This window comes from Vibrio sp. 10N.261.54.A5 (genome assembly GCF_041471145.1).
Classification (GTDB): domain Bacteria; phylum Pseudomonadota; class Gammaproteobacteria; order Enterobacterales; family Vibrionaceae; genus Vibrio; species Vibrio crassostreae_C.
The window spans coordinates 25,067-51,686 of the sequence record NZ_JBFRNU010000027.1; the positions used below are offsets into that span (position 1 = coordinate 25,067).

The window sequence follows — 26,620 nt, forward strand, 5'->3', positions numbered from 1 at the left end:
TTTAAACTTCAGCTTTACGCTTCTGACTTGCTTGAAAAGAGCCCACCGATTTTATAACCGATCGCATAGCAAACCACGGCGACAGTGACAAATACCAATGCCGAGAAGAAATACGCTACAGACGCTGCGGCACCAGCCCCCCACACGACGCTGAACACCAAACCGAGATAAGCCTCTTTTGGCCACTGGTAGATAGGAAACTGAGCGCCGCCAGCAATTAGGTAAACCATCGCAAACAAGCCAATGAAGGTAACAATAAGACCGATGAGAACGCGAATGTTCATGGAGAGACCCTTGATTAATTTAGCTTGGTTGCCATTGTTCCTAGTCGAAAGCGGATATGCTTAGTCGGAACCGAATATTCTCAATCGAAATCGAATGTGCTTAATCGAAGCCGAATGTTATTAATCGCAACCTGATGATATTCAAGTATATCGGATAAAAGGAGCTGGCTCTATTACTCTTCCGAGTGAACTTTTACTCACGATAGACAAATTACAGTCGACGGCCAAAACCTGATTTCGCCTGATTAACAGGCACAAAAAAGCGGACACCCTTCTCACGTTAACTCCGTAAGCAAGGTGTCCGCTTTTACTCAATTTAGGCGCTTTAACTGAATCTAGCTTAAAGCAGGATGAAAATACCCGCTAAGCATGCACTCATTAGGTTTGCTAGCGTACCAGCAGCTACAGCTTTCAAACCTAAGTTTGCAACTTCAGCACGGCGCTCTGGTGCCATAACACCGATTGAACCTAACTGAATCGCGATAGAACCAATGTTAGCAAAGCCACATAGAGCAAAAGTCACGATCACTTGGCTGTGTTCAGATAACAGAGCTTTGTTCTCAACGAAGTCGATGAAAGCAACAAACTCGTTCATAACGATCTTCTGACCGATGTAAGAACCCGCCATCAATACTTCGTCACTTGGGATACCGATCAGCCATGCAAGAGGCGAGAACAGGTAACCAAAGATAGCTTGTAGCGTAATACCCGCAAAACCGAACGTTTCACCTAGGCTTTCTAGGCCAGTGTTGACCATCGCAATCACACTCACGAATGCAACCAACATAGTACCAACCGCTACCGCAACCTTCATACCGTTCATCGCGCCGCTTGCCAATGCATCAATCACGTTGCTTTGGTCAGCTTTATCTAGTTCGATATGGTCGTAATCACTTGGTGTGCTGCGCTCAGGAACAATGATCTTCGCCATTAACAGACTGCCCGGAGCCGCCATAAAGCTTGCAGCGATAAGGTATTTAAGCTCAACACCAAGGCCAGCATAACCACCAAGTACACTACCCGCTACCGACGCCATACCACCTGCCATTACAGCAAACAGTTCCGAACGAGTCATAGACTTTAAAAAGGGACGAATAAGAAGAGGAGACTCACCCTGAGAAAGGAAGATATTACCTGTAGCAACCAGAGATTCAGCTTTACTTGTACCCAGCAGTTTTTGCACCGCTCCGCCCAAGATTTGAATCACTTTTTGCATAACGCCTAAGTAATAAAGCGCAGAAATCAAAGCACTGAAGAAGATAATGATTGGAAGCACGCGAACCGCGAAAATGAAGCCTTCAGTAGCAAGGTCACCGAAAAGGAATGCGATACCAACGTCTGCAAAACCAAGCAGGCTAGAAACACCATTACTTAGGCTTGTTAGCGCCAATTGTCCCCATGGGAAATACAAGACTAAGGCTGCAAAACCGATTTGAAGTAATAGTGCACGAGAGACCGTTTTCCAGTTAATTGAAGAACGACTTTCAGATAACAGGTACGCGCAAGCAATCAGTGCAAGAACACCGACAAAACCAAATAGAATATTCATAATGTGTCCTAGTAATCCTTAAAGAGTGAACATGAGCCAAGCAAATGACATCAAAGGAACAGGACAAAGAACCGCAAGCAAAACGCTACGCGATGAAGGAGCTAACAGGGTTAGCGAATGTAACAACGAGTTGTTCATGTAAAAAATCACCTTATACAAGCAGTGGAACGTAGCTGGTCCGGTCCGTGGGGTCATTCACATATCCATGTGACGGCTTGTATTGGCTAAGCACCGGCTTAAAACCGGAAGAGAAGTATAAACAGTTAAGTGAGACTTTCATCACATTTTTTAACGCAAACGATCGCGCGATCAAGGATTAAGCAAAATGTATTGTTTGTCGTCGTTTTCGAGCTTCAAAACTGTAAACAATCTGTAGGGAGTTGAATTTGTAATGTTAAGTCTTTAAGTGTGTGAGCGTAATCGCTCGGTTAATTCTGTGTGATTCTTACTACTTTTCTGTGCTCTGCCTCATTTCCCGAGACTTCAAGATTCATCTTAAGTTTAGATGCGTATATACTTTGTATGACCTCACCAAATAATTATCTATAAAATACCAATAGAGCTGATTAGATATAACAGCCTTTGAGACTAAGAGAGGAAGCACGTGAAGAAAATGGAAGCTCCGCACGATATGAACATTGGAGCTAAATTCAAAACAAATAGACACGGTTATGTGACAGTAGTTGAATATTATAATACTCATACTGTTATCGTCGCGTTTGAAAATACTGGAAATATCCGCGCTATCAGTGCGGCGAAATTACGTACAGGTCAACTCACCGATCGTTCTGTCGCGCCTGAATCAATTATGATTGGTGAAAAGGTTGAATCGGTTAAACACGGGATACTAACCATTACTCGAGTTGAATCTGAAAATATTGTGGTACTGACCAATGCCAATAACGAAGAAATTAGAATGTTATTGCCTGCCGTACAGAAAATGAAAGATAAAACAGAAGAAGTCGACAGTGAAAATATTGCCTCCCCAAAACCAACCTCTCTTAGCGAACTGACTAAAAGAAATAAAAAGACCAAAGACGTTAATAGCATGCTTAAGAAAATGCTTACTGACTACGGTCGATACGATTAACTCTCTGTTTTCAACAATAAAGCCTCTATAGATTTATATTCTAATATAAAAACTAGTTAAGCCTGCCTTTCTCAATAAAATACGTTGCATATTCGAGTGAAAAGTTAAATTTGATCAAAGTCTCACTCTGGATCTTTACTACAAATTAACGAGATCTCCATCACAATCTCATTTTAGTTTTGTGATGGGGATCTTATTGAAATCTGAATACTTCCATTACTATGCTCTCACACAATAAGAGAACGAAGTTTCTCAACCCCTAAAATCCAATTGAGACAAATATTATGAAAAAGATTCTTGTAGTTTGCGGTAACGGCCTTGGTACTTCTCTAATGATGGAAATGGCAGTAAAAGAAGTCGCTAAAAAAATCGGTTTCGAAGCAGAAGTTGATCACGAAGATCTTTCATCTGCAGCATCAAGCAATGCGGATATTTGGGTTGCAGCAACAGACGTTGCAAACCAACTAAAAGACGCTGGTAAAGAGAATATCATCAGCCTTAAAAATATTTTTGACAAAGCATCTATTGAAGAACAACTAAAAACTTTCATGTAAGGTCAAAATTATGCAAAACTTTTTCGAGTTCATGCTCGGCTTATTAAAAGAGCCGGCGATCATGGTAGGTTTAATTGCTTTTATCGGCCTGGTTGCACAAAAAGCAGATGTTTCTACCATTCTAAAAGGCACAATTAAAACCGTAATGGGTTTCCTAATTTTAGGTTTTGGTGCTGGCGCTCTTGTTGGCGCACTAAATAACTTCTCTGTTGTATTTACTGAAGCATTCGGCGTAAGTGGTGTTATTCCAAATAACGAAGCAATTGTTGCATTAGCACAAGAAGCATTCGGTTATGAAATGGCTCTAATTATGTTCTTCGCATTCGTTGTGAATATTTTATTGGCTCGTTTAACACCTTTAAAATATATTTTCTTAACGGGTCACCACACAATGTTCATGTCTATGCTGGTAGCGGTAATCCTGTCTACAGCTAACATCGAAGGCACTGCTCTCGTTGCAATCGGCTCGATCATTGTGGGTTCACTGATGGTTATCATGCCTGCACTTGCTCAAAAATACACAGAGAAAGTGATGGGTACTGATCAGTTGGCGATGGGTCACTTCTCAACGTTCTCATACTTAGTATCGGGTTACATTGGTAGCAAGTTTGGTGACACTTCAAAATCAACAGAAGACATCAACGTACCTAAAAGCCTAATGTTCCTGCGTGATACGCCAGTTGCTGTAGCAACAACAATGGCTATCTTCTTTATGTTTGCCTCAATTGTTGCTGGCGGTGACTTTGTTGAAACAGTATCAGGCGGTCAAAACTGGGTAGTATTCACCTTCATGCAATCTCTTGTGTTTGCCGGTGGTGTTTACATCGTACTGCAAGGTGTGAAGATGCTGATTGCTGAAATCGTTCCTGCATTCAAAGGTATCTCTGACAAGCTAGTACCGGGCGCAAAACCTGCTCTAGACTGCCCTATGGTATTCCCTGTAGCACCAAACGCGGTACTTATCGGTTTCCTTTGTTCTTTCGCTGCTGGCCTACTAGCAATGGCAGTTCAAGGCGCGCTTGGCTGGACAATCATTGTAGCTGGCGTCGTTCCACACTTCTTCGTAGGTGGTGCAGCAGGCGTTTACGGTAATGCGACAGGCGGTCTACGCGGTGCAATTCTCGGTTCATTCACGCAAGGTCTGTGTATCTCTTTCCTACCAATGCTACTGCTTCCAGTACTGGGTGGCCTTGGTCTTGAAGCGACAACGTTTGCTGACTTCGACTTCGGCGTTGTTGGTCTTATCCTAGGGTGGATTGTTTCATGAGCTTATTCGATTTAATTGGTAACCAAGGCGTTATCATCAACTCTGAAGAGAACCTAACGGTTGATGCTGCGATAGATGTGACCTGTTCAACACTGCTAGCGAGCAACAAAATCGAAGCAAGCTATGTTGAAGCTATCAAGCAAAAACACAAGGATATTGGCGCGTACTATGTTCTAGCACCAAAGATTGCGATGCCTCATGCTCGCCCTGAAGATGGTGTGAACGAAGCATCACTGCAAGTAACGGTATTCAAGAAGGGTGTTGATTTAGAGTCAGAAGACAACGGTGACGTTTACCTTTCGATTACTCTGGCAGCGATGGACTCAGATAGCCACATCCATACGATTATGGCGCTATCAGAGTTGTTCCAAAATGATGATGACATCGATGCCATCATCGCAGCGGAAACTGAGCAAGCGATCATCGAGATCTTAAAACGATACTAATCTCGATATAAAGATCCTGATAAGCCCCCATGAAAAAAGCGATAGCCTCGGCTATCGCTTTTCTGTTTCTGGTGCTTGGTCATTTCTCATCGAATATTAGTTAAGGCATCACACCTAGAAAGCATTCAGTGGCGTTAAAACGCGTACATTCGTTTGTCTGTCGATAATTCAAAGCAATATTGCGCGTGTTTATTAAGGCACTCAAACACTTCTCGATCCAACTTAAAGTTATCAACGTGGTCCCTCAAAATAGCGAGAGTCTCTTCTAACGTCATGCCTCCACGATAAGGGCGAGACTGAGTCAACGCTTGGAATACATCGACCACCGCAACTATTCGACTCGGTTGATCCAACTCTTCAGCCGTTTTACCCATTGGATAACCAGAACCATCTAACCGTTCGTGGTGATTAGACGCCCACTGACAAACCTGAGGTGAACTGAACAACTCCTGCAATGCAAATCTTGTGTCCGTTGCATGGCGTTTAATACAGCAATACTCTTCTTCAGTAAGTAAATCCGGCTTATGCAGAATGTCATTAGGGGTTTGCAGTTTACCGATATCATGGACTAACCCAGCCAGATAGAGTTTGCGCTGAGTGGTGTAGGAATAACCCAGCTGTTTGGCGAGGTATTCTGAAAGCTGCCCAACCTTTAAAGAGTGCTTAAAGGTAAACGAACTTTTGGTATCAACAACATTGGCGATAAACTCGGCAAAGGCCACCGTCTCATCCAGCGACATTTGCTGGGAGAAAAATGGCACAGGTTCAAAGTTATCCCTCATGTTCTCGAGGTATGGAATCTCCATAGAAAACCAGAAGTCATCCAAATCAACCAACTCGCACATGTGTTGCACAAGGTTGGTTTCGAACATCTCATCCGCTTGTTCAGTCAAACGTTCAATGATGCTCGCTTTGCCATCTGGTGTTAGGTTTCCATAACGATCAGAAGAGGTTATGCCGTATAGATAATCGACTCTGTCGGCAAGCATCACGATGGCAGCTAGTTCTCTTTCTAACTCGCTGATATGAATAGCCCTTAGCTCAGACCACGGAGTATGGTGATAAAGAACCGGCTTAGCAAATATAGAAAGAACTGGGCACTCTTTTAAGATTTGGTAGCCCTTTTGACAATGGTGATAGCTTGAGTCAGGTACAAACCCAGACGTTAAACTGAGCTGTTCATCAATTTGCGAGACACCACAGTCGTGAATCAAGCCTAACGAAAACGCGAGCTGCGCTTGCTCTTCTTCCCACCCCACACTCAGAGCACATCGATACGCGATATAGCCCACTCTCTGTCCATGATTTTTACTTTCGAAACCGACGTTATCAAGCGCCTTAGCAATACCGAATAGAGCCTTCCTTAGGTCCACGGTCACGTCCTGGCAATGTTGATTCATTATTTAAGCCTAGCATTTTTATATTTTTTATATATTTAGGCCGCTAATACTAATGCATAGCTAATGATTATATACACAACTATTGTAAGGTTTAATGAGTTTCGTGATAGAACCAACGTATTACGAAAAATCCGTGCTACAAATGGTTGCATATTAAAAATCATGCGACATTATAGCCTGCCGACTAAGATTCGCTTAAATAAGCAGCCATAAGAAAAGGAAAGACATGTTTAAAACGGTTATCGACAACGAACTCTCCATCGCATTGGTTGAAGAGAGCTTCGCTTCTCACTACGCGGAAATCTCACAAAGCCAGAATGAGTACCTAAGTCAATGGCTCGTGTGGCCGCCACATTGTAAAACCGAGCAAGACTTTAGGATCTTCATCCAACGCTCGCTACACGATTATGCCGAAGGGAAAAGCATGACTTGTGCAATCGTGTATCAAGACAAGGTCGTCGGTAACTGCAGTTTCAATACCATTGATCATGATAAGCAAAAGGTGACCATAGGTTATTGGTTATCTGAGACATACCAAGGAAAGGGGATTGTGACGCGCGTTGTCCAGAAGCTGATTGATGTTGCTTTCAATGAGTTAGATATGGAAAAGGTAGAGATATCAGCCGCAACCGGTAACCAAAGCAGCCGCAAGGTTTGTGAGCGCTTACATTTCACGTTAGAAGGTATTATAACTCGTAACGAGAACTTGAATGGCCGCATCGTAGACCACGCTATTTATGGACTTCATCGCTCTAAGCTCTAAGCTCTAAGCTCTAAGCTCTAGGCTCTAGGCTCTAGGCAGTAGTAACTAAGAAGTCACTCGCTTGTAAATCGGAATATAACAAAGCCACGGTATTAGTCGGTGGCTTTGTTATTTGACGAGCCTGAAGAGCTCTTGAAGCTGCAGCTTATGCGATCTTAGGAATCACGATACTGAACTTGGCGCCACCATAGTTGCTGTCGTCGATTTTGATATCCCAAGAAAGTTTTTTAGCCGCCGATAGAGCAATCGCGAGGCCCAACCCCAATCCACCGTTGGTCGACGTTCTGCTTGAGTCTAGTCGAGAGAACGGAAGGAATACCTCATCACGCCTATTCTCTGGTATTCCAGAACCATTGTCTTCAATCACCACCAGCCAGTTTTCTGAGTTCTCATCCAGCGTCATCCACACTTTGTCTTGTGTGTAATTACCCGCATTCTTGAGAACGTTATCGAACACCAAGCGTGCCATTAAGCAATCACACTTAATCTTGCACTCTAGCTGTACCTTAGATTCAAAGGTGGCATTGTCTAGTTTCGAGTAACGAATTCGGTCTAGGCAATACTCACGAAGATCGGAGGTCACTTTAACGAGCTCAAAGAAAGAGTTATCCATGACATTCAACTTCGACAGCATGATGATTTCTGACGTGAGCTCGTTGATATCCTCAATGTAGGTATCAATGTCATCGAAAAGAACCTGATGATTATCGGGGGCTCCCCTTCTTAGGATATCGGTCGCCAGTTGAATACGACTTAGCGGAGTTCGTACTTCGTGTGGGATAGCTTGAGCGAAAATATGACTTTGTTTTACTTTGCTTTCGATCTCTTCAGCCATGAAGTTAAAACTGCTGGCCAAATCAGAAACAGGATGGATGTCGTCCATGTCAGATCGAGTACTAAGCTTGCCCTTACCAAACTGTTTCTGCTTCTCGACGAGCAACTCTATTCTTTCTTGAAAACGCCTCACAGGTAAGTAAACACTTACTCCAATCGCCACAATCACAGCCAACAACAGCCCTAACAAAAAGTGTCGTTCTGAGTCTTCGTACCATTCAATGTCAGGAGAGAAAAAGTCCCCTACCTCACTGAACCCAAAACTGAATTTAGAGTTTGGTAGCTGAAACACGGTCGAATAGAGGTTGTCATCACTTAGATATATCGGCACACCGTTTAAGGTTGTGTATAACTCACATTGTTGGCAAGGCGCCTCGCCAGACCAATTCTCCAACAGGCGTAAATTGAAGATATAAAATTGTTGGTAGCCTGTTCTATCGAGCTCTTTATAGAGTGAGTTTTCTTGATTATGTTGACGAACATACTGCTCCGCAAAGTAGATGCCATCATTGAGGAAGGTTTCGATCTCGGTGCGTCGCATGTACCCCTCACCAAGGTTCAAGAACAAAAATATCGTTGCCGACATCCCAGTCACAATCCCAAGGTATAAGCGAGCAAACATCGAAACCGAGCGAAGCTTCGTAGCAATGAACTTACGCAACCAGCATGTACCCCTTGTTGCGAACCGTACGAATCAACTGTTTGTCTTTTGCGTGAATGCGCAGCTTTCGGCGTAACCCAGACACGCGCATATCAATCGAGCGGTCGTTGAACGCGTAATCTATCCCTCTAAATAACTGACAGCACTGGTCTCGAGTCACGACCTGACAGATGTTATTAACGAGAAGGTTTAAGATTTCAAATTCAGCAGAAGTAAGCTTGAGGTTTTGGCCGTAGAGCGTGGCACTTTGAGCAGAGCTGTTGATTACAATATCGCACTGTTTTTCAGCCGTAGTTTCTTGCGCAGTTTTTACGGGAGTCGCTCGACGCAATAACGCTTCAATTCGCGCTAACAAGGCATGGCCACGAATCGGTTTGGCAACGTAATCGTCCGCGCCAAATTTAAATAAGCTGACCTCACTCATTTCATCTGCAGAGGCCGTTAGCACTAAGATCATTCCATTGTAAAACTCACGGGCTTGACGGCAAATTTGCGCGCCGCTCATCCCTGGAAGCATCAAGTCCAACAGCACTAAATCAGGTTCAATACTACGGATCGCTTCAAGTGCCAAGTTCCCTTCATGAACAACGCTAACATTGTAACCTTCAGCTTCGAGGTAAAGCGTCGTTAGACGAGCTATCTCTTGGTCATCTTCAACAATGAGCACTTTGGTTTTCGACATTCCTATCACCAGTATTTATTAAAAGCGAAGGCAGTATATATACTGGTCATAGATCATCAATGTTGGAATCAGAGCCCTACATTTACCGTACGCAAAACATAGTAATCACTTTTGTACATACACGTTTACAGAATAGAGAACCAACAACCGGTGCGCCTTGGTTTATCAAGGTTTCCTCCTTCAGAGCACACCATTTTGATGTGCAAGGAAAGTGGCTCTTTGATAAAAGCGAACTGCTGCTAAACCTAACCTGTACAACAAAGCAAAAAGAGAAGCTGATAAAAGCCAGATACAACGCAGAACACGACTGTTTAACGGAGCTTTATAATCGCCGTGGGATCAGCAACCTTCTAGAAACCAGCATTGCCTATCGCTCACCGTTTGAATTGATGTTTGTCGACCTTGATGGCTTCAAATTAGTTAATGACACTTATGGGCACACTGTCGGAGACCAACTACTCAAACGGGTTGGTGAACGCCTTAAACAGTTGGTTGATGAGAAATGCATGATAGGGCGATTTGGTGGCGACGAATTCATTGTGATTGCCCACACCTGCCGAAATCAAAATATCCCACTACTTTGCTCTCGCATCATTGATGCCTTAAACCGAAGTTTCCATATCAGAGGCATCGGCAGTTTATCTGTCGGTTGCAGCATAGGTACCGCGCATTTCCCTGATAACGCGGTTGACCAAGAAACATTGCTAAAGCAAGCGGGTATGGCGATGCATCTTGCAAAAGCGAATGGTCGAAACCGCTTCCAAACGTTTACCCCAGACTTAGCACAAACCCTGCATCGCAAAGTAGAGATCCGCCATCGACTGGCACGCGCCATAAAAAACGACGATCTCAACCTTCACTACCAACCGATCATGAACACCAACAGCGACAAGGTGAAAGGGTTTGAAGCCTTGCTTCGATGGTCAGACAAAGAGCTAGGTAACATAGGCCCTGATGAGTTTATTAGCTTAGCGGAGGAGACGGGGCAGATTGTACCGCTCGGGAAATGGGTTCTGAACTCTGCACTCAAACAGCTATCGATATGGCAACGTGAGTTTGATAGTGAGTTGATGATGAGTATCAATATTTCGAGTATTCAGATGCACGCGACCTTTGCCGAGCAGCTATTAGCAATGTTGAACTTCTACAATATCCAACCTCAAAGCATCGCCCTTGAGATCACCGAATCTTCCATGATCTTCAAGCATGGTGAAGTCAGGCAAGCGTTAAGCGATATTTCTAAATTGGGCGTAGAGCTTCACCTTGATGACTTTGGCACAGGCTACTCGTCACTGTCGATGTTGCATGACTTACCGATTAGCACCGTGAAACTCGATAAAAGCTTCGTCCACGGTTCACACAAAGGGAGCAAAGCGATTGTCCAAGCCACCCATGCTATCTGTGAAAAATTGGGGCTAAAAGTGGTTGCTGAAGGTGTCGAAACCGAAACGCAAAAAGCGTTCTTAATCGATTGTGGATACCAGTATCTTCAGGGATTTTTATTTAGTAAACCAATTCCCTCAAATGAAGTCGAAAGTCAGTTTTTGAATGGTCGACAATCCTACAATTAAAGACTTATTTATCAATAAATTAAGTCGTTTGAATGCTTCCTAAACAATCGGCTGCTGTGGGTGTGTACGCTTACGTATGCTTACATAGCGTTTAACAGTAAGAGGAAATAATTAAGCTATTGTTTATAAAGAAAATTACTTGGAAATTCACACAATAAAACACCAAACCATTATACCCACTAACTGTAATGACTTTGGTATTTAGATTACCCTCATTCCGTCCCTTTAGCAGAGCAAATAATCGGTAACCATGAACAGACAAAACGGCTTCACTCTTTTAGAACTCATCATCTCTGTATTAATTTTAGCGATCGTTTCGGCGACAGCTATGGTCAAGTTCTTAGACGTTCAAGGAAGTGCTCGGGCGAGTAAAATACATGATGTGGCTGGTAACCTTCGCACGGGTATCGATATGATCTACGCGAAGTCAGCGATTGCTGGCGTTGAGGATGAGTGCAACTATGTTGAAAAGACGGAGATTGAGACCTACTACGTTTGTCATGGTTACCCAATCGCCTATGTTGACTCACTAAGAAGACTGCTCAATATCGACGCAACAGAGCTTCATGTCATCAACAAAGAAGTAGACTCTGGCAGCAATGCAGAAAGAGTAGCCGCCATCTCTTTCGACACCGAAAACTACACCTATTCGCCAGAAGGAGACTTTTGTCAGGTGCTTTATCAGCCAGAAAAAGAACCACAGATCGTGGTGCTTGATGGTGCATGTTAAATACTCAACGATTGCACGCTTCCATAGTTAACACAAAGCCACCGCAACAGATCTTTGAATATCATGTGGTTACGCTAACATTTGCTCAAAAATAACACTAATTGATCTAACTTGTTGCTGCTTATACTTTTAGGCAGTGCTCATGGTATAACACCAACCTCATTCATATCTTATTTTCATCACTAGCCGATTAATATTTACATAGACACATATTTGATACATATGTCAATAATAATTCCATTAAAATTCTTTAATCAACACATCATGATAAAAATCATCCTTTCCCTATTTTAAATATCCCACCTTAAAGTTTAATTATTTAAATTTCGTAACAGAATAAATTAAAGTCAATCATTCAACAAATATAATTAATTCTATCATTGATTACTTTAATTAAATCACCAAAACAATACGCCACATAAATTATATTAATATCACATAAAATGACATAATTTAATTTTATCATGAAAAATTCTGATAAATCTCACACATCGATAAACCGGATGAATACCATCAGAAGCTACATTAGAAACCTCTAAATCCAGTCGCTAAACCTACCGCGTAGAAGCTGTGAAATGGATAAATACCAAAACAAATGGATAAATCCCCTTTACCCCTTGTAAATCATTGGCTTTCATTTATAAATTCAACTTTTGGGTGAACATCTCCATAACCTTTCATTAAAGCCCAAATTCTGCGATTAGTATCAACATCTTGAGATAAAATGGTGACATTTTGGTTATATTATTTAGATCGAACTCTTGTGTTGAATGACAATCCCAGCCATCACATATCCATCACACAAATATAATAACTATCGCTTAGGAGTTGAGCTATGCACTGTTCTTTCAATATAAATAACAATAATGAGAGCTTGCAACTGATCTACAATGAAGAAAAAATATACATAAAAAGAGACAGTAATAAGATATCAGAGGAAACTCTTAATAGTAAAGAGAGTTTTGTTTTCAAATACCTTATTGAACACTCGTCAATATCAAACCCTCAATCTGCACGAGATGTTGAAGAATCTTTTAAATTACACTTTGACGAAGAGTTTAGCTTATACGCGTTAAAAAATATTATTGCTTCTATAAGAAAGAAATATCGAAGCTTATGTAAGAAAGCGAAGGTAGATAATAATAGCGAACTTATCTCTAACCTTTATAAGGTAGGTTACTTTATCGATCTCGATAAAAGCTCAACCAACCGTATCGCACCTAAGTACGACATCAACCAGTTCAAGCCCAGCCAGTTCGAGATGTTGAAACTGATGTTCAACACCTATCATCGAGAGCTGATTAAGGCTCTGATAACCGTGTTCACCGTCTCTTCATTTTTCCTCTTCGTTGTCTACTTTTTCCAAATCCTTTATACGACGAAGATTGCGAATGAATACAGTGAGAACACCAAACACATTGCAGCAGAAGTCATGGACTACGGTTGCGATAGCCACGGGGCTGTGCACTCGCTAAGGCACTCGCTCAACCTTGATTCTGTCGTCATGACCACACCTTATGACTCCTGCTATATCTCTAAAACACGTTCTAAGATGATAGAGCTCAATCAATTAGACGACTTCTACGATAGTGCTGACTTTGCCTATTCACGCTTCATGGATACCGAGCACGACATTGAGATGGTTGCTCGAATATCTAAACGATCTATCGAAGCTCGATACAAGAACTCACTATTGCCTCTATTAGTCGATTCGATTTCCATCCAGAAGAATGGTTACCACATCTTAAACCTTGGCGAAGAGAGTAAATCTATCTATCAAACCTCCCTACCAACGGGTGCAACCATCACCTTCTACAGTGACGACATTGTTGCACTATGGATTGCGCTTTCTCTGATACTCGCCACCCTGCTTTATCGCTCCTATATTCTGGGTTTCGTGATCTACCTGTTTCGTTGGAAACACATCTCCTTTGAAGAAGAGCCGATCATCAACACCGAAGACAACTGCGTTCTCTACTACGAGTTGTTATCTCGTGTGCGTAACGTTGGCGTTTTAAGCTTCATCAACACCATGAGACGCACCAATTTACTCACCTTTCATACTATTTTACTCATCGAGACAGTCAGAAAAGCGAAGTTAAACAACAGCCATGAGATCTATGGTGTCAACGTGTGTCCGAGTGCTTTGGTAGGGTCGAACTTCGCAAGGCTCAGAGAGCATTTAGCCGCGATGGAAGCGAATGAGTTTGTCGTAGAGATTACTGAATATTCGAACATTGGCTATGGGTGTGAGGTTATCGATAACATTAAGGATATCAAAAAGCTTGGTATCACTATCGCTCTGGATGACTTTGGTACGGGCAATAACAACATCGAAATCATCAATGTTATCTCTCCGGCCTATCTAAAACTGGATCGTTGCTTTGTTAAGGATATCGAGTCAGGAGAGCATCATCAGGGTGTATTGCTCAATATCTCGGAGATTGGACGCCTATCAAATATCACAATGATTTATGAAGGTGTCGAGACGCGTAGGCAGCAATATATCTTGTGTCAGTTAGGCTACAACTTACATCAAGGTTACCTATATAGCCGGCCTAATGACTCAAAGGAGCAATAGGCCCAGCCTAATAGAAATCTTGATCAGCAACCATTCCCTATTCAAATAATCATCGCTTATACAGCTGCTTGAGAGCCCACAAGGATGTAGGCTTCAAGTGCCCTCCCCACCAAACGTGCTTTATCTAAACATAAAAATACCCGATGCACTTTCATAAAATCCTTGCCAACTCGAATAAATAGGTTAGTGTTATACACATGTATATCACCATGCAGTTTTAATTATGACCGAATGGAAAGACGACCAGCCGATCTTTAGGCAGCTTGCCGCCAAGATCAGTGACCAAATTCTTCAGGGTGTTTGGCTAGAGCTACAAGCATTGCCCTCTGTGCGTGCGGTTGCCGCCGATCTCAAGATCAACCACCTTACTGTCATGAAAAGCTACCAGTTACTGGTGGATGAAGGCTTGGTAGAGAAAAAACGCGGCCAAGGCATGTATGTGGCCGAAGGGGCACTTCAAAAATTGAAAGAGTCCGCACACCAATCATTCATCAACACACAGATCCCAGCCATCGCTGAGACGCTAAGCATCATTGATATGAGTGTCGAAGAACTCGTGAAACAGCTAGCACAACATATAAAGGACAAGTCATGAGTACGTTACTTTCCGTGAAAAACGTAACCAAAACCTATTCAAATCAAGTGGGTGTCGAGAACATCAGCTTTGAGTTAAAACCGGGGCAAGTGCTTGGACTGCTGGGCCACAATGGCGCAGGTAAATCGACTCTGATCAAATCACTGCTTGGTGGACACAACTATCAAGGTGAGATTGAAGTAAACGGCTACCACCCTATCCACCAGCACGCAGAGCTCATGCAGCACTTGTCGTACATCTCAGATGTTAACGTGTTACCAGAGTGGATGACGGTTAAACAACTACTTCGATACACACAAGGTGTGCACCCTAGCTTCAACAAGCAAAAAGCAGAACAGACATTAAGCAGCACCAACATTAAGTTGTCTTCTACTATCAAGCAGCTTTCTAAAGGGATGAAAGTACAACTTCACCTTGCGATCATCATCGCGACTGACACCCAAGTGTTGATCTTAGATGAGCCTACACTTGGCCTAGATTTACTGTACCGCGATACTTTTTATCGCCATCTACTTGAGTGGTTCCACGACGGCGAACGCGCCATGATCATTGCAAGCCATGAGGTTTCAGAGATTGAACATTTATTAACGGATGTTCTGATTTTAAAACAAGGCCATTGTGTGCTGCAAAAGAGCATGGAAGACATCGAAAATGACTATTTCATTATCGAAGTCGCAAATAACCATTCAAGCGAGATACAGAAACTCAACCCACTGACCTCGCAATCAGGCCTGGGCACCACTAAGTGGTTATTGGAAGGTCAATACAAAGCGCAGGTTGAATCACTGGGTAACATCTATAACGTTGGTCTCGCAGATCTATTCCTTGCAACACAGACGGAGAAGGCATAATGCATCCAAGTTTTTACATGCTAGAAAAAGAACTCATCGAGCACAAAATTAACACTCGATTGCCTCTGTTTGTCGCGTTATGTGGTTTCTTACTGTTCGTTAGTCTGTTCTTCAATGGCGCAGCGCAGCATGAGTTTTTCTTCGAAATGCAAGTGAACGGTGACGTGAGCGACATCCACAGAGAGTTCGCACAAGACCTCAACTCAGTGATCTACTTTGGCGCGGGCCTTATTTCACTGATCCTATCAACGCTTTACATCCCTAAAACGCTGCGTAAAGAGCGCCAAGAAGGCAGTTCGATGTTTTGGAGAAGTATGCCGGTATCTAACGCAATGACTCACGGTGTGAAACTCGGCTTCGGTTTAGTGGTGATTCCGGCTATCTGTGCATTGTTAGTACTGTTCGCAGATTTTCTATTCTGGATATTGAACGTCTCAAGTGAACAACAACTGGCGCTATTGGTTGAACAACAATCTCTGTTTTATGTGCTGAGCAACTGGGTCGTGTTTTTTGGACGAATGATGTTAGTTGCACTGGTTTTATTGCCACTGGCAACCGTCACTCTAGCGATTTCGCAGCTGGTAAACTCTCCATTGCTTGTCATTTTCATCTCAAGCTATGCGATTAAGTTCCTCTCTGTCGCAGTGTTTGGGTTCTATGGCATCAATGACTTCCTATCTCTCATCGCGTCATTACCAATGAATGTACTCATAGCAAGCAACCCATTAAGTGCGATTGCAGAAGCGCCGATTTTATCTTTAGGTATTTACGCACTAATCGGTGTTGGTGGCTATCTACTGAGCCTAAAGCTAAATAGAACGGACGATGTGAGCTTAAAGACGCTGTTCCAACGTTAGAGTCTATCCTAAGCACGAGCCTTTATCGGGCAGTCACATCAGATATCAAAATCTAAATCAAAGCTTCTGAGAAATCGGGAGCTTTTTTATTATCAAGACGTTAACGAGTACAGGGATGCGATAACAAGGAACAAGGAACAAGGAACAAGCTTTAGTTTGGGGTAACAGGTTTAACAAACGAAGATAAACTTAGAGGAGGTATTAATGAGCTGACATTAAATTGCATTGTTGTTAATGCCTGCCAGCTCTTTAGGGATGATTTCTTTAGTCGCCGACCAGATGAAGGTCCTCAAGAGTGCTAATGAAATCGGTTTGTTGCGTTTTACATTTGATTAAGCTTTTCAGCTTTTAAAGCTTTACGATTTAAAGCTTATTTCTTTGATGCTTCTTTTGACGTGTCTTTCCAGTATTGGATACGAACGCGATGAAGCTGTGCTCTTCTCATTTTTTTCATAAGGGATATTTCCTTTTCTTTAACTGCTCTTCATGAGCTATTTTTATTGCCAACCATTCGAATCTAACGGTGTTTGACGCCCAGATCAATGATACAAATCACAAAATATATAGAGTTTTGAGTACCATTTACATCAAAGTATGACCCAGATATCAACTATGGCTCAATTCAATCCTATGAGCCGCTGTTCAAAATTAAGGTTAGTTCTCTCAGATGACAAATTCATTTCAGTATCAATACAGTTCAATGATACTAATTTAATAGACCGGACCAACGCGAATTTAGTTCCAGTGTCTTATCTTTTATTAATCATATTGCCCTTAAAGTTACGATGTAACAAATCCCACATTCAATATGAACAAATAATCGCCACATCAGCCTATACGTCACAACATCAAAATGGGATTATGTTTGTAACGGATAGAGCTTTTGATAGAAAAAAGCCGTAGTGAATAAAATTAAATGGACGTAATTATGAGTAAAGTAATTCTGCAAGGGCATATTCTAGTGCCAGACAACGACCTAGAAGCCGTCACACAAGCCTTGGTTGCGCACAAAGAACTGACACTGGAAGAAGCTGGTTGTATCGTGTTTCGAGTCAGTCAAAGCACCCTTCAACCTAATCGCTTTGAAGTGTATGAAGAATTCACTAGCCAAGAAGCATTCGAAGCGCATCAACAGCGAGTAAAAGCCTCGAAATGGGGTGAAATCTCCCAGAACGTGACGCGTCATTACCAAGTCACCGATGTTCCGACATCATAATGATACATCCACTAGCCAACCACATCATCACATTGATCAAACAAGATCCCTTGCGAATGCAGGTTATAGACTGTGTATCTCAGTTGGATTTACCGCAGTGTTATGTCGCTGCGGGCTTTGTGAGAAACCTCGTTTGGGATCACCTACATGGTTATACCTCCCCGACCCCACTCAATGATATTGATGTGATCTACTTTGATCCCATTGATACTTCCTACGAATCGGATCTTAGATACGAGGCTCTGCTTAAACAACGGTTACCCGAACTGAATTGGCAAGTTCGCAATCAAGCCTGCATGCACACTAGAAATGGCGACAAACCTTACCAAAGCTCATTGGATGCGATGAGTTATTGGCCAGAGAAAGAAACCGCAGTCGCCATAAAACAGAGCCTCACTGGGGATATCGAGTGCATTTCGGCGTTTGGTTTAGAGAGCTTGTTTGGTTTAAAAGTCACCCCCAACCCAAAGCGTAGCCGAGATATCTTTGAGCAAAGAGTACAATCCAAGAACTGGCTGACCCAGTGGCCTAAGTTAACGATTAGTCACCGTTAACTAGCTTTCGAATTCAAGCGCTAAAACCATTGACTAAAAGTCCAATCAGATCGACCATGCCCCACTTGTTAGCTGACTAACTTAGTAGCTTAGTAAGTCAGTCACTAATCAACTCATCAACCACGCGTGGCAACTAACTGCTGCGCCTTCTCGTCATACAGAGTAACGACCATGAACCAACAATACATGCTGCGAGCGCTTGAAGTTTCGCGCCAAGCCTTACCTGATTGCCAACCAAACCCACCAGTAGGCTGCGTTTTGGTGAAGAACGATAAGGTGGTGTCTGTTGGGTACACTCAAAAAGTCGGCGGAAACCACGCCGAGGTTGAAGCACTGAATAGCTATGATGGAATAATGGAAGGGGTTACCGCTTACGTGACATTAGAGCCATGTTCATTTGTCGGCAGAACACCCGCTTGCGCCAATACATTGGTTAAAGCCGGTGTAAAACACGTAATAGTGGCGATGCTAGACCCAGATCCTCGTAATAATGGTCGTGGTGTTGCGATCCTTGAATCACACGGCGTGAAGGTGGATGTGGGGTTATGCCAAACACAAGTGAGCGCTTTTTTAACCCCTTACCTTGGTAAGTCCTAGACCTTAAACAGCCAGTATTAATTCAATTTTACTCGGTAAAGCGGATTGACTGGTTTGTCGACAAAATACGACCAGATATGATTGTAGACCGCATGTTGGTTAGGGAATGGCGCTAATGCTTTTGCCTCTTCTAGATTGCACCAACGGTACTCGGTATGCTCGTCATTCAGTTCAATCGCTTGGTTGGGCGGGCATAGCACTGCAAACACAGGGATTAGTTGAATCACATTCACGTGCGCCTCGTAAAACTGCTCTAGAAACTGCGCGTTATACAAAGCTTCTACTTCAATTTGGGTCTCTTCTTCAAACTCACGCACGATAGCCTGCCAGCCTGTTTCACCCGCTTCAATCGAACCTGCGACATGGCACCAAAACTCGCCCTTCACACGCTTCATTAGTAGCATTTTCATTTGTCCGTCGATCTCTGAAATAGCGACACCGGAGACAATGGAAGTATTGAGTGGAATCATAACGTTACCTTAGTTTTCATAAGAGGGCGGCAAGGCTAACACCCTTCGTTTGTTAAATTGTCTTCTATGATTAAAAACGAGAAGTTACTCATCAATTAATGGCGTTCAAGCCATAACTCATGAGTTCAGTGTTAACCGTCTCGCTTGGCTATCCAATAATAGAACCATTTCTTATTTGAGGCGCTTTTCGATAAAGAGTAGAATCGCCGCCTTGTACTGTGTTTAACGTCTCTAAACATACACAGTAGACTCACAACCATTTATCACCACGATATAAGTATTAATACGACTATGCACTCATCAAAACCAACGCACGACTCAGAAAACAGCCACACACCTGAGCATTGCTTCACTCGTTTTCAACAGCCGATCGAGTCATATTCGTTGCCTGAGCGTTTCACATTCCCGTTCTACTACGAACCACACCCACTGTGTGAAATCGCATCTCATCAGCTTCAACAGCATCTAGAAACACAAACCGACTGGCAACACGACTTCGGGCTGGATTCTGATGAAGGTCGCGGCAAAATGTTTGGTGTGTTGCTGGTTAAAAGCCCTGAAGGTGAGCTTGGTTACTTTTCTGCTTTCTCCGGAAAAATCGCAGACCAGAACCTATTGCCCCACTTTGTGCCACCAGTATTTGACATGCTAAGCAGCGACAGTTTTTTCCATCAAGATACTGCCGACATGATGGCTGTGAATGCAAAATTCAAAGCACTACAAGCTAACGCAGAATACCTTGAGTTGTGCGAGCAACTGGCGCAGAAAAAAACGCAAGCTGAGCAAGAAATTGAAGCTCAACGTCTATTGATTATTGAAGGCCGAAAAACGCGTAAAGAACAACGTGAACAAGGTAAAGAAAACCTTGATGAGCAAGCCTTCGAGCAATTGAACAATGAGTTAAACAAGGCCAGTGTTGCCGACAAGAACCAGCAGAAGTACCTAAAACTCAACTGGGAACAGACCCTGCAAGTATTGCAGGCTAAAGTTGATGTTTTCACAACTCAACTGGCTGAGCTAAAAGAGCAAAGAGCACACATTTCTCATCAGCTTCAACACAAGCTGTTTTCACAATACGCTTTCCAAAATGCGGAAGGAAACGTTGAAGACCTTAACCAGATCTTTGAAAACACGCCAAACAAGATACCACCAGCAGGCTCTGGCGAATGCGCTGCGCCTAAATTGCTGCAATACGCGTACTTAAATGGTTACACACCATTGGCATTGGCTGAATTTTGGTGGGGTCGTTCACCGAAATCTGAAATCCGAAAGCACAAGAAATACTACGCCTCTTGCCAAAGTAAGTGTGTACCGATTTTAGGCCATATGATGAAAGGTCTAGAAGTCGATCCAAACCCATTGCTAGAGAACCCTGCTGAAGGCAAAGAGCTGGATATTCTGTTCCAAGATGAGCACATCGTTGTAATACACAAGCCGGCAGGTTTTCTATCCGTGCCGGGTAAAACCATCAAAGATTCCGCCTACACACGCGTTCAAGAAATGCATCCCGACGTTGAAGGACCATTTGTTATTCACCGCTTAGACATGGCAACCTCGGGTATTCTAATTTTCGCTCTCACACGACGTGCGAACAAGAGCTTGCAGAAGCAGTTCATTACTCGTGAAGTCGAGAAGCGATACGTGGCAATGATTGAAGGCGTTCTAGCAGAAGATGAAGGCTATGTTCGACTGCCATTGCGTGGTGATTTGTATGACCGCCCTCGTCAGATTGTCTGCTTCGAACACGGCAAGCCTGCAGAAACCAAATGGGAAGTGATTGAGCGAAACGAGCAAACCACTAAGGTTTACCTGCACCCTAAAACAGGGCGTACACACCAGTTGCGTGTTCACTGTTCACATGAAGAAGGCCTTAACATGCCTATCGTCGGTGATGGCCTATATGGCAATAAAGCCGACCGATTGCACTTACACGCGGAAAGACTTGCGCTGCACCACCCGGTGACCAAAGAGTGGATGGAGTTTCAGTTCGACGCCGAATTCTAAAATATCTCATTAATAACGAGTCTTAATGAAAGGAGCCACAACGCTTGTGGCTCCTACCTCTTTTGGGTATATATCCGCGCTTATTGCACTACATCAAGATTCACTTTGTTGTGAAGAGTAGCATGCCCACCTTCTTCTCTCCTTGAGGCCTTTGATATGTCATCAGCTGCTTTGAACTTACAACCTAACAAACTGACTTCCCCATTAATTGCGACTCAAGCACCAAGCTTGAAGCCACTTACACCCAAAAAGCCAGACTTAAACTCGGCAATGCTTAACTTAATTGAAGAAGTTAAAAACGAACTCCCACTTTACGAGTCAGAGACGTTTATCTGTGGTCCAAAAGGAAATTGCTCGGGTTGCTCTAAGAAACTACTTGAGATGGTCGACAGCGAGTTAATGTATTGGGAGCACAGTATTTCCATTGGCCAAGGCCCTAACTTCGAAGAACTGCGCCGTTTTGGTAAGCTATGCAGCAGTGTTAGACGCGGTTTAGAGCGTAACGGTTTAGTCGAAAAACGGCCAAAGAAAAGATAACAAGCAAGTCGATAATCATTACAATGTGTCTTTGGCGATTACAAGCCACCCTGCTACTAACTGATTGAACTCGTTAGCTATAAACGTAATAATGTTTTGTAATACAATTCAGTGCGCAGACCGACTTCGTAGATTCGGACTCATAGAGATAAGTTCATCGATACTTTCACCATATTCTTGAACAACTCTATCCTTCTTGTCTGACGTGCCTTAACCTTCTGTATATCAATATCACATCAATTAGAAACCTACCTTGGACAACGGAGAGCGACCTTGAAGAGACCACAACCAGTACTGGGAAAGACCGGTATGCTATTTTTTCTCGTCATAATAAGTGCTTTCCCTCCATTGACCATCGACCTTTACTTACCTGCGCTTCCGCAGATGGTCGAGGTGTTTAATACTGACCGATCAATGGTCAACCTAACCCTGAGCAGCTACTTCGTTACTTACGCCATCGGTCTTTTGTTCTGGGGGCCGCTCAGCGAAAAATTTGGTCGTAAGCCGATCCTATTAATTGGATTAGCGAGCTATATGGTCGCGAGCATATTGTGCGCGATGACCAATAGCATCGAACAGTTGATTAGTGCTCGTGTATTCCAAGCCTTTGCTGGCAGTGCTATCACCGTTATCGCTACCGCCATTGTCAAAGATCTTTATGACGGCCGAGAACGTGAAAAGATCATGGCGACTATCATGTCACTGGTGATCATCGCGCCAATGGTTGCGCCTGTATTTGGTGCCTTTCTACTGAAAATTGCTTCTTGGCGAATGATGTTTGTCACGCTCGCCATTTTTGGTGCATTTGCGTCAGTATTAGCTTGCTGCTACCGAGAAACACTCGAAAACAAATACCAAGGTTCTATATTCCGATCATGGGGAAGAATGGGCGTGGTCATGAAAAACCGCTCGTTCGTCAAGCTGCTGGTCATTTTCTCTATCATACCGATGGCGTTGATGGGCTTTCTTGCGGCGGGTTCTTATATCTACATCGATCACTTTGGATTGACCGAACAACAGTTTAGCTACGCGTTCGCATTCAATGCATTATGCGCCTCATTTGGTCCAACAATTTACATGAAGTTGTCCTACCGAATGCCGGTTCAAAAGATCATCTCAGGATGTTTTGCTTTATTAGCGCTTGCGGGAATCTTCACCCTAACCATTGGCGACCTGTCCCCTTGGTTCTTCATGTTCATCGCTGCACCAGCAACATTAATGGCGATCATCATGCGAGTACCGGGGACCAACTTGATGTTGAATCAACAAGATCATGACACGGGCTCTGCCGTCGCACTGATACAGTTCTTCAGCATGATTTGTGGCTCGCTTGGCATGGTATTAGTTTCAATCCGCCCAGAGTCACTGATTGAAAACCTAGGCTTTATCCAATTATCCATCGGTACGCTAGGCGGCCTGATGTGGCTAATGGTCAGAAACAAAGAGTTCGTGACTAATAAGCTGAATTAAAGCTCTCAAGCCTAATTGTCATTCACACTACAATAAACTTGAAAACCGCTATAACGAAATTAGAAACCGTCTACATAGGCGGTTTTCTTGTATTTGAAGACGTACATTGAATTTTCAAGCCATGAGTTTCACGCACAAAAAAGCTCCTATTAAGGAGCCTTCTTATCAGAGCCAGTGAGCACTCAGTTTGGTCAATTGTTACTAAGCTTGAGCCACTTGACGTGCTGGGTGTTTAATAAACACAGCAACCACAGCCACGATTGCAAGAGCAAAACAGTAGTAAGAGTTAGCTACAATATCCAAAGGCGATAGGTTAAATACCGAACCTAACAGCAATACCTGCGCACCGTAAGGCAACACGCCTTGAATCACACAAGAGAAGATATCCAATAAGCTTGCAGAGCGGCGTGGAGATACATCGTTCTCTTCAGCTAATTGGCGAGCCACACTACCAGAAACAATGATTGCTACGGTGTTGTTTGCCGTACATAGGTTCACCATTGATACCAAGCCTGCAATGCCTAGCTCACTTGCGCGGCCATTCGCTTGCTTAGAGTGAGAAGAACCAAATGCACGAATCAAACCGCTCACTAAGTTAGTCAGAAATGCTAATCCACCTTGGCGACGCATCAGCTCACTCAAACCACCAATCAGCATCGACAGTAAGAAGATCTCTTGCATGTTGCCAAAGCCTGCGTAGATATCTTGAGCGTAATCCGTCATACCGTAGTTCTCAATAGAACCTAGGCTCACTCCACCCGCTAGCAAGATACCAATCGTCAACACAACGAACACATTCATGCCCGATACCGCAAGGATTAGGATAGTGATGTACGGAAGGACTTTCAGCCATTCAATTGGGCCTGTTTCAGGAACTTGAGTTGCGGTGCTGTTGAAAGCAAAGATAACAATCGCGATAAGTGCAGCAGGAAGTGCTATACGGATGTTCTCTTTAAACTTGTCTCTCATCTCACAGCCTTGCGAGCGAGTCGCGGCAATCGTGGTATCTGAGATGATAGAAAGGTTGTCACCAAACATAGCGCCACTTAGCACTACGCCAGCGGTTAGAGGAATACTCATACCAGCTGAGTCAGCAATGCCTAGTGCAACAGGAGCAACCGCAGCGATAGTACCCATAGAGGTGCCCATTGCTGTCGCAATGAACGCCGAAATAAGGAAGATGCCCGGTAGGATCATGCTCGTTGGGATAGCCGATAGACCAAGGTTTACCGTCGCGTCCACGCCACCAGAAGCTTTAGCCACAGCAGCAAAAGCACCCGCCAATAGGTAGATCATACACATTGCGATAATGTCTTTGTGACCCACGCCACCTAAGAACTGCTCAATCGCACGGTTCAATTTATCTTTGCTCAATAGCAACGCTAACATCACAGCAGGCAGAGCCGCAATCGGAGCTGGAAGTTGATAGAAAGCAAAATCGACGCCTTGTAGCGACAGGTATGTACCCACGCCAATAAACAGCGCAAGGAAAACGATCAGAGGGATAAGCGCCACTGCAGAAGGGGCAATTACCGCGTTAGAATTTTTTGAATTGGACATGGAACGACAACACAATAGAACAGGAAGGTGAGCAGACTAATGTCACACTTAGAACTTGTCAACGTCTAGACGTCTAAACGCCTAATTTAATGCAAAGTAATAAGAACCCTATTGAGCATCACGTAATAAAAAAGGCTATTTACTCATCAGTAAACAGCCTTTCGATAACAGATAGTGCGCCGCTAGAAGTTAGCGTTTCTGCTTGAACGTTACTTGGTATTCACCAATGCCTTCGTAGTGGAAGGTCGTTGGTTTATCGAATTCCATTTCCACGATACCGCAGTAAGAGCCCGTGATAATGGCTTCACCCGCTTGGAAATCAACACCACGACGTGTCATGTAGTTAATCAGCCAGTAAATTGGGCTTGGTGGCAGTGTATTCGGGTGCTTACCGTCGAATGCTTGAACTTGCTCGCCTTGAGTCACTTCAATACTGATCTCTGCAGAAGTGAACGCTTTTTCGCGATCAATCTCAGAGCCAATAAATAGACCTTGGTTTACTAGGCCATCGGCCAGCTTTTCATAGAACTCAGCGCCGCTGTCATCCGCAAAACGAGACTGCATTAACTCAAGTGCCATGTGGCAAGAACCAATCGCTTCGTTGATTTGCTCTTCGCTGTAGCCTTCTTGGCTTGCAGGCAGGCTCTTAGCAAGCGTAAATGCGATTTCAGGCTCAACGCGTACTACGCCGTTGTCAGCAAACAGTTCACAAACTTCGCCTTGTTGAACGCTGCCCGAGAAGATTGGCGCAACAACAAACTTGTCTTCAGCCAGAGGAAGTAAGCACTTCCAACCGCCGACTTTATCGCTTTTCAAATCGATCATTGAAGATTGGATCTTTAGCGCATCTTCCAAGTTATTCGGACGGTACTGTTCGTCCAATCTTGGTGCTTTGGTGCCAGCAACACGACGACTCAACAGTTCTTCAGCTGCTTGTTTAAATACATTTGTCATATAATACCACCTTTAGTTTTATGACCAGTATAATATCGGATTTCTTAAAGCTTGAATAGACAATTCAACAACGGTGCTACACCGAAAATTCAGCCATCAATTTTCGCATATTCTAGACGCAAACAACTGAAACTATTTTGATTTAAATGTAAAAAAGCCAGTAAGTTCGTTACTGGCTTTTCGATGTGTTGCTGATGGTTAGGCTTTACTGCCCTTTCAACGTCTTCTTCAAATTCTGCATGAAGTTTCTGAAGTGAGGCATAAAATCAACAAACAGAGGGTGTTTTCTATCTTGCATCATCAATGGGCCTAACAAGCGAATGCTCACTCCTAGTCGCGCTGCTGATTGCTCATCTAAGCCGCTGTCATGTTTGATCTTCTCAACAATCGCGAACATATCTTCTCTGTCTTCAATTTCAAACTGCATGGTTTGAAGTTCACGATCTTCTTTGATGTTCACTTCTTCGATAGTGATACGGTAGTTATTGTGTTTGCCTGTGAATGCTTTCATTTGGACCTCCTAAAATGCTTAAAAAGTGTTTT

At 43.3% G+C, this 26,620-nt stretch carries 26 protein-coding genes; 17 read left to right on the forward strand and 9 right to left on the reverse strand.

The annotated features are described in order from the left end of the window. Positions 1 to 14: 14 nt before the first annotated feature. Together AB4329_RS09190 and AB4329_RS09195 are read right to left on the reverse strand one after the other, a co-directional pair. Positions 15 to 284: a hypothetical protein gene (locus tag AB4329_RS09190; protein ID WP_102320599.1), complete on the reverse strand. Its 270-nt coding sequence runs from the start codon at positions 282 to 284 to the stop codon at positions 15 to 17. Positions 285 to 624: 340 nt separating this feature from the next. Next, a complete protein-coding gene (locus tag AB4329_RS09195) occupies positions 625 to 1,833 on the reverse strand; it encodes a NupC/NupG family nucleoside CNT transporter (RefSeq protein ID WP_017060598.1) in 1,209 nt (402 codons plus the stop codon). A gap of 613 nt (positions 1,834 to 2,446) precedes the next feature. On the opposite strand from AB4329_RS09195, the gene AB4329_RS09200 reads away from it, so the two are divergent. From AB4329_RS09200 to AB4329_RS09215, 4 genes are all read left to right on the forward strand, one after another. After that, complete coding sequence (locus AB4329_RS09200) at positions 2,447 to 2,923, forward strand: hypothetical protein (protein WP_372138131.1); 477 nt, start codon at positions 2,447 to 2,449, stop codon at positions 2,921 to 2,923. A gap of 284 nt (positions 2,924 to 3,207) precedes the next feature. Further along, entirely contained in the window at positions 3,208 to 3,477 is a 270-nt protein-coding gene (locus AB4329_RS09205) for a PTS sugar transporter subunit IIB (protein ID WP_017064872.1), read from the forward strand. A gap of 10 nt (positions 3,478 to 3,487) precedes the next feature. Next, on the forward strand, positions 3,488 to 4,744 hold the full coding sequence (locus tag AB4329_RS09210) for a PTS ascorbate transporter subunit IIC (RefSeq protein WP_017064873.1): 1,257 nt from the start codon (positions 3,488 to 3,490) through the stop codon (positions 4,742 to 4,744). Next, entirely contained in the window at positions 4,741 to 5,190 is a 450-nt protein-coding gene (locus AB4329_RS09215; protein WP_017070990.1) for a PTS sugar transporter subunit IIA, read from the forward strand. The genes AB4329_RS09210 and AB4329_RS09215 overlap by 4 nt, the downstream gene beginning before the upstream one ends. A 134-nt stretch (positions 5,191 to 5,324) precedes the next feature. Here AB4329_RS09215 and AB4329_RS09220 read toward each other — a convergent pair whose 3' ends face one another. Continuing rightward, the gene (locus AB4329_RS09220; RefSeq protein WP_372138109.1) at positions 5,325 to 6,590 is read right to left on the reverse strand and encodes an HD-GYP domain-containing protein; all 1,266 of its coding nucleotides are present in this window, start codon (positions 6,588 to 6,590) and stop codon (positions 5,325 to 5,327) included. A gap of 226 nt (positions 6,591 to 6,816) precedes the next feature. On the opposite strand from AB4329_RS09220, the gene AB4329_RS09225 reads away from it, so the two are divergent. Further along, complete coding sequence (locus AB4329_RS09225) at positions 6,817 to 7,353, forward strand: GNAT family N-acetyltransferase (protein ID WP_017069226.1); 537 nt, start codon at positions 6,817 to 6,819, stop codon at positions 7,351 to 7,353. A 145-nt stretch (positions 7,354 to 7,498) separates the two neighbouring features. Here the strand turns inward: AB4329_RS09225 and AB4329_RS09230 are convergent, their stop codons facing one another. Both AB4329_RS09230 and AB4329_RS09235 read right to left on the reverse strand, forming a co-directional pair. Next, positions 7,499 to 8,848: a sensor histidine kinase gene (locus tag AB4329_RS09230; RefSeq protein WP_372138110.1), complete on the reverse strand. Its 1,350-nt coding sequence runs from the start codon at positions 8,846 to 8,848 to the stop codon at positions 7,499 to 7,501. Then, positions 8,841 to 9,530, reverse strand: coding sequence for a response regulator transcription factor (locus tag AB4329_RS09235; protein ID WP_017060591.1), 690 nt, complete (start codon positions 9,528 to 9,530; stop codon positions 8,841 to 8,843). Before AB4329_RS09235 ends, AB4329_RS09230 begins: the two co-directional genes overlap by 8 nt. Before the next feature lie 59 nt (positions 9,531 to 9,589). Here AB4329_RS09235 and AB4329_RS09240 point away from each other — a divergent pair, with 59 nt between their 5' ends. The 9 genes from AB4329_RS09240 to AB4329_RS09280 all read left to right on the forward strand — a co-directional run bounded on the left by AB4329_RS09240 (position 9,590) and on the right by AB4329_RS09280 (position 19,082). Continuing rightward, complete coding sequence (locus tag AB4329_RS09240; RefSeq protein ID WP_372138111.1) at positions 9,590 to 11,101, forward strand: putative bifunctional diguanylate cyclase/phosphodiesterase; 1,512 nt, start codon at positions 9,590 to 9,592, stop codon at positions 11,099 to 11,101. Between the two features lie 250 nt (positions 11,102 to 11,351). Then, positions 11,352 to 11,831: a type II secretion system protein gene (locus tag AB4329_RS09245; RefSeq protein WP_017060589.1), complete on the forward strand. Its 480-nt coding sequence runs from the start codon at positions 11,352 to 11,354 to the stop codon at positions 11,829 to 11,831. Between the two features lie 835 nt (positions 11,832 to 12,666). Then, a complete protein-coding gene (locus tag AB4329_RS09250; RefSeq protein ID WP_372138112.1) occupies positions 12,667 to 14,412 on the forward strand; it encodes an EAL domain-containing protein in 1,746 nt (581 codons plus the stop codon). Positions 14,413 to 14,635: 223 nt separating this feature from the next. Next, complete coding sequence (locus AB4329_RS09255; protein ID WP_017060587.1) at positions 14,636 to 15,007, forward strand: GntR family transcriptional regulator; 372 nt, start codon at positions 14,636 to 14,638, stop codon at positions 15,005 to 15,007. Next, a complete protein-coding gene (locus tag AB4329_RS09260) occupies positions 15,004 to 15,858 on the forward strand; it encodes an ABC transporter ATP-binding protein (RefSeq protein ID WP_102321049.1) in 855 nt (284 codons plus the stop codon). The genes AB4329_RS09255 and AB4329_RS09260 overlap by 4 nt, the downstream gene beginning before the upstream one ends. Next, a complete protein-coding gene (locus AB4329_RS09265) occupies positions 15,858 to 16,715 on the forward strand; it encodes a hypothetical protein (protein WP_017060585.1) in 858 nt (285 codons plus the stop codon). The genes AB4329_RS09260 and AB4329_RS09265 overlap by 1 nt, the downstream gene beginning before the upstream one ends. Positions 16,716 to 17,643: 928 nt before the next feature. Beyond that, complete coding sequence (locus AB4329_RS09270; RefSeq protein ID WP_102431348.1) at positions 17,644 to 17,931, forward strand: putative quinol monooxygenase; 288 nt, start codon at positions 17,644 to 17,646, stop codon at positions 17,929 to 17,931. Then, a complete protein-coding gene (locus tag AB4329_RS09275) occupies positions 17,931 to 18,485 on the forward strand; it encodes a nucleotidyltransferase family protein (protein WP_102431347.1) in 555 nt (184 codons plus the stop codon). The genes AB4329_RS09270 and AB4329_RS09275 overlap by 1 nt, the downstream gene beginning before the upstream one ends. A 171-nt stretch (positions 18,486 to 18,656) precedes the next feature. Continuing rightward, positions 18,657 to 19,082, forward strand: coding sequence for a bifunctional diaminohydroxyphosphoribosylaminopyrimidine deaminase/5-amino-6-(5-phosphoribosylamino)uracil reductase RibD (locus tag AB4329_RS09280; RefSeq protein ID WP_102431346.1), 426 nt, complete (start codon positions 18,657 to 18,659; stop codon positions 19,080 to 19,082). Between the two features lie 17 nt (positions 19,083 to 19,099). On the opposite strand, the gene AB4329_RS09285 is transcribed toward AB4329_RS09280, so the two are convergent. After that, a complete protein-coding gene (locus tag AB4329_RS09285) occupies positions 19,100 to 19,552 on the reverse strand; it encodes an NUDIX pyrophosphatase (protein WP_102431345.1) in 453 nt (150 codons plus the stop codon). A 291-nt stretch (positions 19,553 to 19,843) separates the two neighbouring features. Between AB4329_RS09285 and AB4329_RS09290 the strand changes: the two genes are divergently transcribed. The 3 genes from AB4329_RS09290 to AB4329_RS09300 all read left to right on the forward strand — a co-directional run bounded on the left by AB4329_RS09290 (position 19,844) and on the right by AB4329_RS09300 (position 23,563). Then, positions 19,844 to 21,556 (forward strand): RluA family pseudouridine synthase, encoded by a 1,713-nt coding sequence (locus AB4329_RS09290; protein WP_102431344.1) that lies wholly within the window; start codon positions 19,844 to 19,846, stop codon positions 21,554 to 21,556. 156 nt (positions 21,557 to 21,712) lie between these two features. Beyond that, complete coding sequence (locus AB4329_RS09295) at positions 21,713 to 22,093, forward strand: hypothetical protein (RefSeq protein WP_372138114.1); 381 nt, start codon at positions 21,713 to 21,715, stop codon at positions 22,091 to 22,093. A gap of 309 nt (positions 22,094 to 22,402) precedes the next feature. After that, complete coding sequence (locus AB4329_RS09300; protein ID WP_372138132.1) at positions 22,403 to 23,563, forward strand: multidrug effflux MFS transporter; 1,161 nt, start codon at positions 22,403 to 22,405, stop codon at positions 23,561 to 23,563. Positions 23,564 to 23,764: 201 nt separating this feature from the next. Here AB4329_RS09300 and AB4329_RS09305 read toward each other — a convergent pair whose 3' ends face one another. From AB4329_RS09305 to AB4329_RS09315, 3 genes are all read right to left on the reverse strand, one after another. Then, positions 23,765 to 25,123 (reverse strand): Na+/H+ antiporter NhaC family protein, encoded by a 1,359-nt coding sequence (locus tag AB4329_RS09305; RefSeq protein WP_102398607.1) that lies wholly within the window; start codon positions 25,121 to 25,123, stop codon positions 23,765 to 23,767. Between the two features lie 189 nt (positions 25,124 to 25,312). Then, entirely contained in the window at positions 25,313 to 26,077 is a 765-nt protein-coding gene (locus AB4329_RS09310; protein ID WP_017060576.1) for a hydratase, read from the reverse strand. A gap of 205 nt (positions 26,078 to 26,282) precedes the next feature. Beyond that, positions 26,283 to 26,588 (reverse strand): DUF3861 domain-containing protein, encoded by a 306-nt coding sequence (locus AB4329_RS09315; RefSeq protein WP_017060575.1) that lies wholly within the window; start codon positions 26,586 to 26,588, stop codon positions 26,283 to 26,285. Between the last annotated feature and the right edge of the window lie 32 nt (positions 26,589 to 26,620).